The organism is Halobacillus litoralis (assembly GCF_009856445.1).
GTDB classification, from domain to species: domain Bacteria; phylum Bacillota; class Bacilli; order Bacillales; family Halobacillaceae; genus Halobacillus; species Halobacillus litoralis.
On record NZ_WMFA01000010.1, the window covers coordinates 61,903 to 77,413 of the forward strand.

The following is a 15,511-nucleotide window of genomic DNA, read 5'->3' on the forward strand; positions in this document are numbered from 1 at the left end:
TCACATTTATTTTCCGAAAGAAGATAGAAATTTCACGCGGTCCCCCATTGGAGGGACGTTATCATCGACAAGAGCCACCTCTAAGATGGCAGGGCCATCAGCGTTTAGAATCGCTGATAGATTTTCGCCATTGAGGTCTTCCATTGATTCAATGCGTGCATTCGGCACACCGAGGGAAGCGGCCATCTGGGAGATGTTGACTTCTTGCTGTCCAAAGCGCTCATGGGCGCGTTTGTATTGAAGGGTATGTCCGTGATGGACCATACCGAGTCTAGAGTTATTCATTACGATAAATAAAACAGGGATGTCATATTCTTTTGCTGTCAGAAGTTCCATACCGTGCATGAAGAAACACCCATCCCCCGTAATGCTTACGGTTGGACGTCCCGGGTCTGCCAATTTCGCTCCCAAGGCACTTCCGATTCCGCTTCCCATCGCTCCAAAGTGGACGTTAATATCGAAGGAATCTTCACTTTTCACACCCATGTAGTGGACGACGTAAGCCATGAATTCACCGATGTCGATGGTATAACGAGTATCGGCGGGAAGCTTCTCCTGCAAGGACCATAACACGTTTTGGGAGTTGTACTCTTCGGTTATACCTGGAACTGCTGGATCGATTGCAGGAAGGGGGGCCCGTTTAACACCTAACCCGTTCAAAGCTGTGATCAAAGAAGAAACTGTTACATCAATGTCTCCGTGAAGCGGCTGGTCGACGGGGTATTTTCTATTGAAAACGGTCGCATCATAATCTACTTGAATAAATGTCCGGTTCTTTGTAATATTCGGGTTCCAATTGTTCGTGGCTGTTTCCCCAAGACTTGATCCAAGCACAAGCACGGTTTCTTCTTTTCCATGATTGATCAGGTCGGAAGCCTCTTCATGTCCGGCAAAACCGAAGATTCCTCGCTTCAAAGGGTGATGATCGGGAATGAATCCTTTGGCTTGGGGGCTGGTGACAATCGGCCAGTTTAAGGTCTCCGCCAGCTCAATTACATCATCCACAGCACCGCGGATCCCTTGCCCTACAAATAAGAAGCCACTTTCACTTGATGCAAGCGTTTTGGCTGTTTCCAAGACAATCTCATCTGTCGGAAGCAATGGCGTTCGTTGAGGGAACGTTGGGATGGCTGGTTCCAGAATATCTGTCAATTGAACATCAATCGGCATGGCGATGTGGACCGGGCCGGGGACACCTGTCATAGCGATCTCCACGGCTTTGTGAATCTCGGGAAGCAGGTCTTCTGCACGGTCGACTCTCTGGCTGTATTTTGTAACAGAATGGTAGAGCGGATCGGCATGTAATTCTTGAGAAGCGTTCAGACCGACCGTGTCTACAGGAACGGCTCCTGTCAAAAATAGCACAGGAAGATGTTCACGCATGGCATTCGCTGCCCCTGTCACAAGGTTTGTTCCTCCCGGGCCGCTGCTTCCAATGCAAACACCGAGGGAGTTTGAATATTTTGCATAAGCAGCTGCCATGTAAGACGCGGCTCCTTCATGTTTGGTCACGATCGGTGTGATGGAGGGAGTATCATAAAGTTCATCAAAAAAAGCATTCACAGATCCTGCTGGTATTCCGAAAATATAAGATACCTCTCCAGCAACCAAGTAATCTAACACAGCACGAACAGATTTCATAGCTTTATCCCCTTTGTATGAATGATTTCAAAAAATGATCTTCAAATGTTTCCGCTTGCAGCGGATGACTGTAATAAAACCCCTGAATCCAATGACAACCGTGCTCAGCGAGGAAAGCGGCCTGGTCTGCTTTTTCAACGCCTTCTGCGATCACGTTGAGCTGCAGGCTGTCAGCAAGGGTTATGATGGTTTTTGTAATCGCCGCATTGTTCCGATTTGTCGTGACGTCGTTAATAAAGGATTTGTCTATTTTTAAAGTATCGACAGGAAAATCTTTTAAATAGCCAAGAGAAGAATAGCCCGTACCGAAATCATCAATGGAAATCTGGACACCGAGTTCTTTCAGCTGGCTGATTGTTCTTAATGTGTGCTCCGTATTATGGATAATTAAATTCTCCGTTAGTTCAAGTTCAAGGTGTTTAGCTGGGAGACCGGTTTCTTCTAATATCCCAGCCACCGTAAGCACAAGGTTCTGTTGATTGAATTGTTGAGGAGATAAATTAGCGGATACGATCAATTCTGAATATCCATAAGACACCCATTTTTTCATTTGCCGGCACGCTTCTCGGATGACCCATTCTCCAAGGTTTGTAATGAGGCCCGTTTCCTCTGCGAGAGGAATGAAATGGCCGGGAGGGAGGGTGCCACGTTGTGGATGATTCCACCGGATCAGAGATTCCATACCAATGAGCTTTTCTGTACGTACATCGAATTTTGGCTGGTAATACAGCTCAAATTCATCGTTTTTCTGCAAGGCCTTGAACAGGTCATTCTCAAGCTGGATCTGTTCAAGCGTCCGGCTTTCTATTTCTGGTGAGAACAGCTGATATTGATTACCAGCAAGGTCTTTCGCTTTGTACATCGCGACATCCGCATGCTTAATCAGCGTCTCTGCTGTATCCCCGTTTTCTGGGTAAAGACTGATGCCGATACTGGTTTTGATGGAAATCTCATGGTCCCCGATGACAAAAGAATCCTTAAAGGCTTCGAGGATTTTTTTCGCACATTTGACGGCTCCTTCTTCCCGTTCAATCGTCGGCAGGAGAATAATGAACTCATCCCCGCCCTGTCTTGAGACAGTGGCTCCGTTTGGCACGGCTTTTTGGAGGCGTTCTGCCACATTCAAAAGGACCTTGTCTCCAAAACTATGGCCGAAAGTATCATTGATTTTCTTAAAGCGATCCAAGTCGAGGAAGAGAATGGCGATCGGTTTGTCTGTCAGTTCCGCATATTGAAGCGCCTGGTTGAGTCGGTCGTGGAACAACACACGGTTTGGTACATTGGTTACGCTGTCATAATAGGCGTGGTATTTTATTTTTTCTTCCATTTGTTTTCTTGAAGTTACGTCTTTGAAAGTGACGACATAACCGGTGGTGCGATCGTTCTCAAGCTTGGGGGTGATGACATATTCCACGGGAAAAGTATCCCCGGACTTTTTAAAGAAAAAAAGATCTTTATCTGTATGTCCGGTTTTTTGTTCATAATGCTCCAGGAATGTTTTTTGACCATCGAAGATATAGGAATAAGGAGCACCTATGATTTCTTTCTCATCATCATAACCTAACAATTCGGTTGCCGAAGGATTGGCGAAAGTAATCTGCCCATCTAGGTTGATCCCAAAGATTCCCTCCCCCGCAGAATTAAGGATCAAATCTTTCTCGCGACTCATCTGCGTAAGTTCCGATATGGCTTCTTCCAGCTCATCATTCTTTTGGATCAGTTCAGATGTGCGGTCCTGTATAATCATTTCCTGTTTCTCCATATAGAGCAGGTTGAAAAGAACAGGAGCGGTAGTATCGACGATGGATTCAGCCAATTGGCAGGCAGAGTCAGAGTAGACTTGACCGGATTCTTTCAGGTTTACGATGGCAATCGCACCAAGCACTTCCCCGAGTGAAACGAGAGGAATCATATACAATCCTTTGATTCCGAACTTTTCACAGATTTCCTTGTTCGTCCGGTTATCATGAAAAACGTCAGGAACATGAATGGATGTCTTTTTAGCAATCACCTCTTGAAAAACTGGATCTTCTCTATGATTGAATTGAACACTCTGATGGGTTTCCTTCCAGTCTTCTTCTGTCCACTCGCTTTCTTTACTAAGGCTCGCAGGCTTCAGCTTGTGTTCTGCGACAGGGTCAATGAAGTGGGCACCGATATTTGGATTATCCAGAACTTCTCCTAAATAATAGAAGCATTTGTCCAGGGCTTCTTGTAAAGATGAACATAAGGAAAGGTCACGGGTGACATTGAGCAGGAGTTGTTTTTCGCTGATCAATTTCTCTTTACGCGTGAGGTTGTTTGCATTTCTAATAGCCACAGCGGCCATATTGACGTAAGCCTTTACGGATTCGATTTCCGATTCTGTCAAATTCATCGGTGTCCCGTAATCAAACAAAAATACCAGGCCGTAGAGTTCCTTTTCATAAGAAATCGGGGCGACAAGCAGAGAATTGATTTTAAACGCTTGTATAGCCCGTTGATCGGGACGATCATCCTTCGAAGTATCCGGTATGTAAATGGTTTTTCTTGTTTCGATGACCTCTTTAGCGAGGAGATCATACTCCGGATCCACGATGTGCATATCGAGGGTCATTCCATTGATCAAGGCCGGTTTTCCGACATAGCCTTGATAGGTACCATCCTCCCGGGGGAGATAAATGCCGACAGAATCGCACCGCATGATTTCTTCAGATATGGCTGTGACCACGTGTTCTAATACATCGCGTAAATCATGCTCGGTGTTGATGAGCTGGGTGATTTCAGCGAGACGAGAATATCTAGTTTGTTCTTCAGCCATTGAAAAACCTCCATAGTTGTCATATTTTGATAAAGTTCGACTATTATAGTGAACTTCCTGCATCAGTGGAGTAACTTTTATAAAAAAACAAAGAAAAAGACACAAAAGAGGACTTTCGTGCCTTATTTCTTACAATAAATTCAAAACAGCGCCGGCGCCGACACCGATTAAAACGATAGCCCACGCAGGAACTTTGAAGAAGTGTAAAAGAGCGAAAAGGATGGCAGCGAGAGCGAAGTCTGCTCCTTCCATTATGGAACTTTTCAATACTGGGTCATAAAAAGCAGCAAGAAGAATGCCGACAACACTTGCGTTTACTCCTGTAAGAACACCCTGGAAGGCCGGGCGCTTTCTGAGTTCGTTCAAAAATGGCAGAGCCGCCATTAAAAACAGGAAGGAGGGCAGGAAAATACCCGCGGTTGCCACGAGGGCTCCTGCAATACCTTCAATCATTGTCCCGAGATAACTTGAGAACGTGAACAATGGTCCAGGAACCGCTTGTGCCATTCCATAACCAGCAAGGAATTCATTCGCTGTCAGCCATCCGGTTGGTACGACTTCACGTTCAAGCATCGGCAAGACGACATGGCCGCCGCCAAATACGAGGGAACCGACACGGAAGAACGTATCGAAGAGTTGAATCAGCACGCTCTCCGTGTTTCTTGCAAGAATTGGTAAAAAGGCAAGAAGAGAGACCAGTACGCCAAGAGAGGCGACACCGACCTTCTTCGAAAATGTCACAGGGAATGGCTGGATTTTAGATTCCACCATGCTTGAAAACATTTTCCAACCGAATAATCCAGCAGCGAGAATGATCAACAACTGCATCCAGGCGGATGGGTAAAGAAGTAAAATAAGTGCAGACACTAACGCTATGGCAATCCGAGGCCGGTCCGGCGTCAGTTTTTTTCCAAGACCAATCAATGCGTGCAGGACGACAGCTGCTGCTACGACCTTCAAGCTGTGAATGAAGTTCGCATCTGCGAGGTCGAACGATTGATATAACAGAGCAAAAAGAACGAGAACGATAATCGATGGTACTGTAAAACCGATCCATGAGATGATGCCGCCGAGCAATCCACCACGGAGCATACCAATCGCGATTCCGACCTGACTGCTTGCAGGGCCGGGCAGGAATTGACATAGGGCAATGATGTCTGCGTATGTTTTATCATCCAACCATTTTTTTCTGTCGATGTACTCATCTTTGAAGTAAGCCAGGTGGGCAACCGGACCACCGAAAGATGTCAAACCAAGCTTTGTTGATGCTTTGAATATTTCCAAAAGAGAACCTTTTGGTTTACTCATTGTCGAGATTCCTCCAATCTTTTCCTAAAATTTCTTCTGCCAGTTCACGGACTTGTTCTTTTCCTTCAGCAAGCACTTGCCTGCCTTTATCCGTAATGACGTAATATTTTCTAATCTTTCCTTCCACTTTTTCTTCGTATTTCTCAAGCAATGCGTCTTTGTGGAGTTGATTCAGGGTAGGGTAGAGGGTTCCCGGGCTGATTTCATAGCCGTGGGAAGCAAGCTCTTCCATAAGAAACGCTCCATAGATGGGTTCAATGCTTGCGTGATAGAGAATATGGATCTTGATGGATCCTAAGAAAAAGTCCCTGAGCATGTTGAACACCCCCTCTATCGAAATCCGATATCAATGTATGATACCACGGAGGATTATGCAATAAAAAACGCGCAAACTTCATAAAGTTTGCGCGAATCTTTACATTCTATTTACTTAATGTGTCTACCATTTGATCAATGCTCATTTCATGGGCGATGACACCGTCAATGGTCCAGTGACTCGGGTCGTTCATTTCGTATACCTGGCCATTCTGTGCAGCAGGGGTGTTCTGCCATACAGAGCTGTTTTCGAGAATTTCAAATCCAGGCTCGCCTTCGTTTCCGATGAGGAATACGTGTTCAGCATCCAACTCGCCCAGTTTTTCAAGAGCTACAGGGTTCCATTGTTCGCCTTCTTCGGGGAGACTTTGGAGGAAATCAGGTTTAGCGATGCCCATTTCATTGTAGAAAATTTCGGCGCCGTAACGGTTTTCATCAAAAACATAGAACTGCTCGCCCATCGTCCAGACGAATGCGACGGATTCATCGCCGATGTTTTCTTTGATCGTTGACGAGGCTTCTTCTGCTTTTTGGTCAAAATCAGACAGCACTTGTTCTGCTTCGTTCTGTTTGTTCAAAATTTCTCCCATCGTTGTCAGCTGTTGTCTCCAATCAGCTCCCGTCTCTTCATCAAAGACATACGTTTTGGCAATGCTGGCATAGTCCTCATAGCTTCCATTCTGCAATGCAGAAGGGGCACTGAAGATAATGAGATCAGGGTTTTGCTCAATGGTTTGTTCAACGGGTAAATCCCAGCCGACTTTAGGTACGCCTTCAAGTTGTGGCTGCAGGTAATTCAGGACGGTTTCACCGATGGACCACTGGGCGACAGGCTTTTCGCCTAGTGCTACGAGTGAATCTTCCAAATAAGGAGCAAGAATGCGCTCGGGCTTTTCTTTTAGAGTAATTTCGCCCATCGCATGTTTAAGCGTACGTTCGCTTGTTTCCTCGCTGTTTTCTTCGCTGGCTGCTGTATCTTCAGACTCCCCTTCTGTAGAGGATGAATCCTCATTTTCACTGCTGCATCCTGTTGCTAACAAAACGAGAAGCAGTAAACCGGTTATGTAAAGGGTTACTTTTTTCGACATTTATTTGTTCCTCCTCGGAAGTTTATGATAAGATAATGATAATCATTATCAACGGATGTGTCAAACAAAGATAGATACATAGGTAGAGAGGGTCGCTGGCAGTGGAAGAACGAACAAGAGAAGCGAACAAAGAGTGGAATGAAAGAACGAGAAAAGTATGGCGTGCGGCCTTTATTCTTACAGGTGGCATGATTCTATTAGCTGTAGTGATGGCTTTATCAATTTCAGTCGGAGTGACGGACATATCACTGCGTACGGTTTGGGATTCGCTTTTCTCTTTTGCCCCTGAGTCTACGAACCATGCCGTCATACGAGAGTTGCGCATGCCTCGGGCTTTTGCTGGTGCCCTTGTCGGAGCATTTTTAGCGGTGTCAGGTGCCGTCATGCAGGGACTGACGAGAAATCCGCTCGCTTCGCCGTCTATTATGGGGGTCACCCATGGAGCTGCGTTTGCCTTAATATTGACGATTGTCTTTTTTCCTGCTGTCAGTAACATCGGAATGACCGCTGCTGCGTTTATTGGAGCGGGACTCGGAGTGATTCTTGTTTTTGCGGTAGGATCCTTTTCCAGAGGTGGTCTGACGCCGGCAAAGTTAGCGCTCGCTGGTGTCGCTATCGGCGGGATGCTGAGTTCACTTTCCTCGGCTATTTCTTTACACTTTCAAGTAGCCAAACAAATGAGCTTCTGGTATGCCGGCGGATTAGCCGCAACGGATTGGATGTCTGTCCAAATCCTGCTGGTTGCGGGGGCGGTAGGATTGAGCCTGGCTGCCTTGATTTCAAAATCCGTGACGATTTTGAGTCTCGGGGATGAGGTTTCCAAAGGTCTTGGTCAAAATACATTCTTAGTCAAAGCTCTCGGCGTCATCGTCGTTTTCCTATTAACGGGAGCAGCTGTTTCTGTTGCAGGAACGGTCGGGTTTATCGGGTTGGTTATCCCTCACGTGGCGCGTTTTTTCGTGGGTTCCGATTATCGGCTGATCATCCCCGTATCTGCGGTGCTCGGAAGCTTGCTGCTTGTTCTGTCAGATATCGGAGCGAGACTTGTCAATGCCCCTTACGAAACACCGGTTGGAGCCATTACAGCATGCATTGGTGTCCCATTTTTCCTTTACCTTGCTCGTGGTGAAGGGAGGGGGAGTTTATGAGGAAGACACGTTTTTCTTTTGTGATGGCCGTGCTGTTTCTTTTCCTAGGCTTGATGGTTCTCATCAGTTTGAACATGGGCGTTGTTAAAATTGCTCCTCTGGACGTTCTGAAAACATTCATCGGGCAGGGGACCGACCGCCAGGAGCTGGTGCTCTTTAATTTCAGACTTCCATCCATGGTCCTCGCTTTATTCGTGGGCGCAGGACTGGCCGTTTCCGGGGCGATTCTCCAGGGAGTCACGCAGAACGACCTTGCCGACCCGGGTATTCTTGGAATTAATACAGGCGCAGGATTTGCTGTCATTTTATATATTTTCTTTTTCCAAACGTCGATGGCGGTGGTTACCGGTTTTGGTATTTACATTTTGCCATTGTTTGCCCTCATTGGTGCGTTCCTGGCAGCTTTCCTTGTGTATGCGCTCGCTTGGAAAAAAGGGGTTAACCCTATACGCCTCATTCTCGTCGGAATCGGTGTGAATGCAGGTTTCAGCGCAGTACTCATCATTTTTCAAGTGAAAATGAACCCCCAGGATTTTAATCAGGCGCTCGTATGGTTAGCAGGGGATTTATGGATGGGCAATTGGAATCTCGTGTTTGTCATTGTACCACCCATCCTATTGATGATTGCCTGGACCATCTATAGATCTCGAACGTTGAACGTTATGAATTTAGGGGATTCGATGTCGATGGGACTCGGTATTCCAGTGGAAAAAGCGCGGCGGACGTTTTTACTTCTTGCTGTCGGTCTGGCCGGTTTATCAGTGGCTGCAGGAGGAGGAATCGCCTTCCTTGGTCTTGTGGCTCCGCATATCGCCCGCCGAATCGTCGGCCCCGGGCATCAACGGATGATTCCCGCCGCTGCATTGATCGGAGCGATATTTTTAGTCGTGGCTGATACGATTGGGAAAAATATCATCGCCCCGGCAGAGATTCCTGTAGGGATTGTCGTGTCGATTGTCAGCACCCCATATTTTGTCTATTTGCTTATGAAAACCCAATAGAAAAAGGAGTTCACGTCCATGGAAGAGATGTATGATGTAACAGTAATTGGTGGAGGAACCACAGGATTATATGCTGCTTTTTATAGTGGAATGAGAGATTTGAAGACAAAAGTCATCGAGTACCAGCCTCAAGTCGGGGGCAAGGTTTCCTTTTTCTATCCGGAGAAGAAAATCTATGACGTCGGCGGGTTCCCGGGTATTACAGGGGAAGATCTCGTCACAAATGTCAAGGAACAGGCGGAAATGATTGAACCTGCCTTTGTGACAGGGGTGAAAGTGACATCTATCGATAAAAAAGAAGATGGAAATCTGCTCCTCAAGACAGATGACGGCCAAACGCATTATACAAAAACCGTGATTGTCGCTTCCGGTCTGGGCACGTTTGAAATGCAGCCGCTTGAAGTGAAAGGCAGCGATCTCTATGACGGGAAACAGATTCACTACACCATTCAAAACCTGGAACAGTATCGAGGGCAGAAAGTTGCGGTCGTCTCGCAAAACCGTGTCGGCATTGACTGGTCACTCGCTCTTGAAGGGGTGGCAGAAGAAGTTCATCTATTGAATCGCGGGGATGAATTTAAAGCGGTCTATGAACAGGATGTTGAAAAGGTAGAAGCTTCCTCTGTTCACATCCATAAAAATAAAAAGATTGAAGAGCTGCGAGGAGATGAAGCTCTCAAAGAAGCGATCCTTCAAGGCAGTTCCGTGCTTGAGGTCGATCATATCCTCGTCTATGAAGGATTGCAAATCGATAAGAGTTTATATGACGAGTGGGGATTGGAAACGGACAAAGGAAGAATCCCCGTTTCGACAGATATGTGTGCGAGTCTGGAAGGGGTATTTGTCGCTGGTGATGCGGCCGTCTATCCAGCGAAAACGATGCTCATCGCCTCTGGTTTCAATGAAGCGATGGCAGCGGTGAACAGTGCCGCCAAGCATTTGGATCCAAAAGCGAAGTCGCAAGTGTATAGTACAGTGATTTATAAGCATAAATAAGAAAACGCCGAACGCAGCTTATGCTGATGTTCGGCGTTTTTTGTGAAGGAAGAAGGACCAGATGCTAATAAAAGCTATACATTCGCTAATAAGTTTCCTAAGAGAATACTGATAAAAGCACCCTGCCGCTGCTTAAACTTGAGAACATTCGAGCAGGGAGTTATGCTCCGCTTCCATCCATCGCTCAACCTCCTGTTTGTAGAAATGCCTGGGGTTCGAGTTTTTCTAAAGCTTGATGGAAATCGTTGAGTAGATCTTCCGGGTTCTCAAGCCCCACGGATAAACGAAGCAGACCATCAGTTATGCCACGCTTTTCACGCTCTTCTTTTGGCATGGAGGCGTGAGACATCCGTGCGGGATAGGATAAAATTGATTCGACTGCCCCGAGGCTAACCGCATAAACCGGGATTTCCACATGTTTTGTGAACTGTCTTACTGCTTCTTCATCACGCAGCCTGAAGGACAATACTGCTCCAGACCCTTGTGCCTGGTACGTTTGAGTCGAGCTTCCCGGATGGAAACGGAATCCGGGGTAGTAGACGTGTTCTACGAGTGGGTGAACGCTTAATTTCTCTGCGATCTTTACAGCAGAGGCTGAAGATTGCGTCATTCGGCAATGTAAGGTTTTCAAGCCGCGAAGCACGAGCCAACAATCGTGTGCGCCGAGAATGGAGCCGAATGAATTTTGCAAAAAACCGAGTTGCTTTGCGATGTCTTCATCGTGGGTAGCGGCAAGGCCTGCCACCACATCGCTGTGACCAGCGATGAACTTCGTTGCACTATGCAGGACAAGATCTGCACCAAGTTCAAGTGGGCGCTGCAGAGCGGGAGTCATGAACGTGTTATCGACGAATGTCCAACAATCATTCGCTTTTGCTAATTTTGCGACGGCACGAATATCTGTGATTTCAAGCGTCGGATTGGAAGGTGTTTCTATATACAAAAGTTTGGTGTTTGACTGAATGGCCGTTGCTACTTCATGGAGGTCCGTCATATCCACAAATGTATGATCGATTCCAAATCTGACGAGAACATCGCGGATCATACGAAAAGTTCCCCCATACACATCCTGGGTGATGACGACATGGTCACCTTTCGATAAAAGCATGAAGGCCGTAGAAATCGCAGCCATTCCAGAGGCGAAAGCAAAGCCGTGACTTCCGCTCTCCAGTCCCGCAATGGTGTCTTCCAGTGCTTTTCGGGTCGGATTGCCGGATCGGCTGTAATCATAGATTCCGGGATTGTCGAAATCCTGCTGATGGAAGGTAGATGCCTGCTGAATCGGGACACTGACCGCTCCGTTGTGCGGATCGAATTTATAATCGCTGTGCAACAATCGGGTTTGCAAAGAATGATCATTCATCGGATCGGTTCCTCCTTTGGTAATTGGGCAAGGGAATAGTCAAGATCTTGAATCAAGTCATCGATATGTTCGACACCGACAGAGAAACGGAGCAGGCGGTTACAAACCCCGTAACTGATCCGGGTTTCTTCTGGAATATCAGCGTGGGTCTGGGTCGCAGGGTAGGTGATTAAGCTCTCTACACCACCGAGACTTTCGGCAAAACTAATCAAGTTTAAGTTTCTTAGAAAGGGGTCGATCCATTCTTCGGATTGAAGTCTGAATGATAACATCCCGCCTTTTCCAGGGTAGAAGATATCTGTCACATTCGGGTGGTCCTCCAGGAAGGCAAGCACGGATTTCGCATTTGCTTCATGCTGGCGCATCCGAAGGGGGAGCGTCTTCATCCCGCGCATCACAAGCCATGAATCGAAAGGAGAGAGGACAGCTCCAGATGTATTCTGATGAAAAGCGAGCTTCTCGCTTACGGCTTTTCCTTTACTTACAAGGATTCCGGCCAGTACGTCATTATGACCCGCCAAATATTTCGTAGCACTATGGATGACGACATCGGCCCCTTCTGCTATCGGCTGCTGTAACACCGGTGTATAAAGGGTGTTATCAACAAGCAGGAGAAGATTGTGGGCTTTCGTGACTGTTGAAATCTGCTTGATGTCAGCCGTATGCATCAGCGGATTTGTCGGTGTTTCCACATAAATGGCTTTCGTTCGTTCATTGATGTAGGTATGGATGCGTTCAAGGTTGCTGCTGTCACAATAATGAAAGCGAAGGTCGTAACGCTCTTCCATGTGTTCAAATAAGCGGAACGTCCCTCCATATAAATCTTCGGAAACGATGATTTCATCGCCTTTTTTAAAAAGGGAGAGGGCGGTTTGAATCGCAGCCATCCCGGAGCTGAACGCAAATCCTGCATCCCCACCTTCGATATCAGTGATGGAAGACTCCAGAGTTTGACGGGTAGGATTGCCGGTTCGCGTGTAATCAAAACCTGTCGACTCTCCTAAACCGGGGTGGCGGAAGGGGGTGGAAAAATATACAGGAGGGTTAATCGCCCCCGTAGGTTCATCCCGCTGGTTCCCGGTCTGAACGAATTTCGTATCCGTATGCGGACACATAACAACACATCCTTTATTAGTTAATGGTTCAATATCCAACGCCTTGATAAAATCTAAAAAGGGAAATAAAAAAAGCCTTCTTGAAGAAGAAGACTTTTGTGGGTACGGTTCTTCTTCTTATCTTTCAAGTTGGATAAAACAACTTGTTGGAGTTAGCACCTTCCTGGTAAAACCAGGGGTTGCTGAGGCTTCGTCGGGCCAATCCCTCTGCCTCTCATGATAAGAGATTCAATTGTAATTTTTTCTAATTGCTGAATACTCTACACTACTCAGAAAGTTTTGACAATATGCTGACAAGAAATTTTTCCGAAAACTTTTTTGGGATGAGAAAAAAGCCTCCTTCTAAAAGAGGAGGCTTAGATGGGTGGGTTTTGCACGCCGGATTCGATATAGCTGCGGACGAGCAGCCATTCGTCACCCTGTTTTTCGAATGTATCAAAAAAGAGGTTGGATGTTGGCAGGAGTTCTCCGTTTAACCGGATGGAAATCCAGAAGGCGGCAAGCTGGATGTTTTCATTAAGCATGGTCACGGAATGGTCGGTGTAAATCCAGTCCATATCCTGGTCCTTGAAATGTTCGAAGGCTTGATGCCATCCCTCCATCGACTCTTCATACGAGTAATCCACTCTTTCCCCATGACGGATCTCTCTTGCAACGAGGGCTTGTGATGTCACTTTTTTCAAGTAATCTAAATCTTGTTGGCTTGCTCTTCGTTTGTACTCTTCATAAAAGGTTTTAAAATCCATATGTATTCCTCCTCTACCTCAATGGTTCGACAGAGGAGATGGGAATCCTGTAAATTAATGACAGATTCCTAAGTTGTAGAGAACTGTTTTGACTTGTAGAGCAAGCGTACCGATCCAGAGCAGGTGAGTGATGGCATTCATGCCGTACCATGTTGTCTTTCTCTTCATTTGTCCGCGTTTTTTATAAAGGATGGCCACCAAGGGAATAGTCATGACAGTAAAAATAGCCGTCAAGCCGAGGAGTCCTTTGTAGTCGCGAATCCAGATAAAGTCATTGAAGAGGGGGATGATGATCGTTGGAGTGTAAATGACAGATAGGAAGTAAACTCCGATGGACCAGGAGATGACCATGAACAGCAGGTTAATCAGAAGTGGGTATGTTTTCACGCGTACACCCCTCCATTTTATTAATCCGATTTGTTTACTCGGGTTAATGTTATCCTACGTTCAATAGTCGAAATTGTCAATATATTATCCGTGTTCCTTTTGGTGGGCTTTCTTTTTCTTTAGATAATCCTCATCTTCACGGGCCAGCACCCATTTTTCCTCGAAAATTCTTGCGGATTCTGCTTTCTCGTTGTCAATGTCGCGATCATTCACTTCTCCGTTTTTGTCATATTTTTTCCCTCCTTTATAATTCGCGTATCGCCGCGAGCGTGTGTAGCCCATCTGTAGGAACTTCCGGGCCATATCCATGCCGACGAAGTCATCCGCTTCTTTGTAGTCGAGAAACATCTGATAGATTTTATCCGATGATTCCCGGGCGATTTCCGGTGTCTTGAAGCGCCAGTGAGCCAGGATTTCACTTTTATATGGTTCTACGAGCAATACCCCTTGTTCGCCACGTCCGACGCGGTACTTCTCGGGATTTTTGCGGAAGTCGATATTATCAAAATCGAGATCATAATCAAACGCCATCTTCATACTTCCTTTCTGTGTTCTCGACACCGAACATATTAAGTTCAAGGTCCTGTGAGAGCTTTTTTATCAAGGCACCTCCGGCTGTACTGTTCCCTTTTTCATCAATGGCCGGTCCTACCACGCCGATTCCCATACGTCCAGGGGAGGAACCGATGATGCTTCCAGATACTCCACTTTTACAAGGAAAACCTGCTTCCACTGCATAGTGCCCGGATGAATTATACATCCCTGATGTCATCATGATTGCCTTCACTGTGCGTAAGTGGTGGGAGGGGATCAGCTTTTCACCTGTTTCAAGGTCCAGTCCTCCTTTTGCTAAAAACAGACCCACGCGGGCGAAATCGTGACAGCACATCATGACGGAATTCATTCGGAAATAAAGGTCGAGCGCCTCTTCTACATCCGTAACCAACGTACCGGTACTCTCCATGAAGTAAGCGAGGGAGCGGTTCCGTGCACCGTTCGCCTTTTCGGCCTCATATACTTCCTTGCTCATTTCTAGCTGCTCATTATTCGTTACCTGACGCAGGAAATCCATATAGCGATGGAATCGTTTATCAACGGTTTGTCCTTTAATCAACGCAGCAACAGCTATGGCTCCTGCGTTGATCATTGGATTGAAAGGTTTACTTGTATCATAAGACTCAAGCTGGCTGATGGAATTGAAAAAATCACCCATTGGTTCCATGCCTACTGTTTGGAATACACGCTCTTTTCCGAAATCCTGTAAAGCGAGCATAAGGCCGATAATTTTTGAAGTGCTCTGCATCGGAATATATTTGTCATTATTACCGGCTGAAAAGCACTCTCCGTCTGTTGTGATGATGGTCACACCAAGGTAATCCTTGATGGTTTCGTCGTATTGAGGGAGACTCATGTTGACATTCCCGGATGAAGCGAAGGGGCGGCTGTCTTGAATAGCTTCTTCGAGATAATCCTTCGTCAGTTCCTGCATATCTTTGCTCCTTTTCTATAAGAAGTTCTAAGGGATCCATGGAATATGGTAGTTATGTACCTTTTTTAAAAAGCGGATAAACAAAAAACGGCACCCCACGAGGTGGGTGCCGTT

14 protein-coding genes and 1 riboswitch are annotated in these 15,511 nt (G+C 46.3%); of the genes, 3 read left to right on the top strand and 11 right to left on the bottom strand.

Features of this window, described 5'->3' with window-relative positions; translation table 11 throughout:
• Positions 1–6: 6 nt before the first annotated feature.
• The 5 genes from GLW00_RS17235 to GLW00_RS17255 form a co-directional block, all read right to left on the bottom strand.
• The gene (locus tag GLW00_RS17235; protein WP_160916143.1) at positions 7–1,641 is read right to left on the bottom strand and encodes a thiamine pyrophosphate-binding protein; all 1,635 of its coding nucleotides are present in this window, start codon (positions 1,639–1,641) and stop codon (positions 7–9) included.
• Between the two features lie 4 nt (positions 1,642–1,645).
• Entirely contained in the window at positions 1,646–4,441 is a 2,796-nt protein-coding gene (locus tag GLW00_RS17240) for an EAL domain-containing protein (protein WP_160916145.1), read from the bottom strand.
• Between the two features lie 129 nt (positions 4,442–4,570).
• Positions 4,571–5,749: a chromate efflux transporter gene (gene chrA / locus GLW00_RS17245; RefSeq protein WP_160916147.1), complete on the bottom strand. Its 1,179-nt coding sequence runs from the start codon at positions 5,747–5,749 to the stop codon at positions 4,571–4,573.
• The gene (locus GLW00_RS17250) at positions 5,742–6,065 is read right to left on the bottom strand and encodes a PadR family transcriptional regulator (protein ID WP_202412552.1); all 324 of its coding nucleotides are present in this window, start codon (positions 6,063–6,065) and stop codon (positions 5,742–5,744) included. Before GLW00_RS17250 ends, chrA begins: the two co-directional genes overlap by 8 nt.
• Positions 6,066–6,171: 106 nt before the next feature.
• Entirely contained in the window at positions 6,172–7,152 is a 981-nt protein-coding gene (locus GLW00_RS17255) for an ABC transporter substrate-binding protein (protein ID WP_160916151.1), read from the bottom strand.
• Between the two features lie 188 nt (positions 7,153–7,340).
• Between GLW00_RS17255 and GLW00_RS17260 the strand changes: the two genes are divergently transcribed.
• Genes GLW00_RS17260 through GLW00_RS17270 form a run of 3 tightly spaced genes read left to right on the top strand, consistent with a single transcriptional unit; the run spans position 7,341 to position 10,297 of the window.
• Positions 7,341–8,300, top strand: a complete 960-nt coding sequence (locus GLW00_RS17260; RefSeq protein WP_160916201.1) for a FecCD family ABC transporter permease — start codon at positions 7,341–7,343, stop codon at positions 8,298–8,300.
• A complete protein-coding gene (locus tag GLW00_RS17265) occupies positions 8,297–9,301 on the top strand; it encodes a FecCD family ABC transporter permease (protein WP_160916153.1) in 1,005 nt (334 codons plus the stop codon). Before GLW00_RS17260 ends, GLW00_RS17265 begins: the two co-directional genes overlap by 4 nt.
• 18 nt (positions 9,302–9,319) lie before the next feature.
• Positions 9,320–10,297, top strand: a complete 978-nt coding sequence (locus tag GLW00_RS17270) for an NAD(P)/FAD-dependent oxidoreductase (protein ID WP_160916155.1) — start codon at positions 9,320–9,322, stop codon at positions 10,295–10,297.
• Positions 10,298–10,481: 184 nt separating this feature from the next.
• Here the strand turns inward: GLW00_RS17270 and metC are convergent, their stop codons facing one another.
• From metC to glsA, 6 genes are all read right to left on the bottom strand, one after another.
• Positions 10,482–11,660, bottom strand: a complete 1,179-nt coding sequence (metC, locus tag GLW00_RS17275; RefSeq protein WP_160916157.1) for a cystathionine beta-lyase — start codon at positions 11,658–11,660, stop codon at positions 10,482–10,484.
• Positions 11,657–12,775: a methionine biosynthesis PLP-dependent protein gene (locus GLW00_RS17280; RefSeq protein ID WP_160916158.1), complete on the bottom strand. Its 1,119-nt coding sequence runs from the start codon at positions 12,773–12,775 to the stop codon at positions 11,657–11,659. The genes metC and GLW00_RS17280 overlap by 4 nt, the downstream gene beginning before the upstream one ends.
• A gap of 114 nt (positions 12,776–12,889) precedes the next feature.
• A riboswitch (SAM riboswitch) is annotated at positions 12,890–13,001 on the bottom strand.
• Between the two features lie 130 nt (positions 13,002–13,131).
• Positions 13,132–13,521 carry a flavoprotein gene (locus GLW00_RS17285; RefSeq protein WP_160916160.1) on the bottom strand — a complete coding sequence of 130 codons (390 nt, stop codon included), beginning with the start codon at positions 13,519–13,521 and terminating at the stop codon, positions 13,132–13,134.
• 54 nt (positions 13,522–13,575) lie between these two features.
• The gene (locus GLW00_RS17290; RefSeq protein ID WP_160916162.1) at positions 13,576–13,908 is read right to left on the bottom strand and encodes a hypothetical protein; all 333 of its coding nucleotides are present in this window, start codon (positions 13,906–13,908) and stop codon (positions 13,576–13,578) included.
• An 84-nt stretch (positions 13,909–13,992) separates the two neighbouring features.
• Positions 13,993–14,439: a DUF4385 domain-containing protein gene (locus GLW00_RS17295; RefSeq protein WP_160916164.1), complete on the bottom strand. Its 447-nt coding sequence runs from the start codon at positions 14,437–14,439 to the stop codon at positions 13,993–13,995.
• Positions 14,429–15,397 carry a glutaminase A gene (glsA, locus tag GLW00_RS17300; protein WP_160916166.1) on the bottom strand — a complete coding sequence of 323 codons (969 nt, stop codon included), beginning with the start codon at positions 15,395–15,397 and terminating at the stop codon, positions 14,429–14,431. Before glsA ends, GLW00_RS17295 begins: the two co-directional genes overlap by 11 nt.
• Positions 15,398–15,511: the final 114 nt, after the last annotated feature.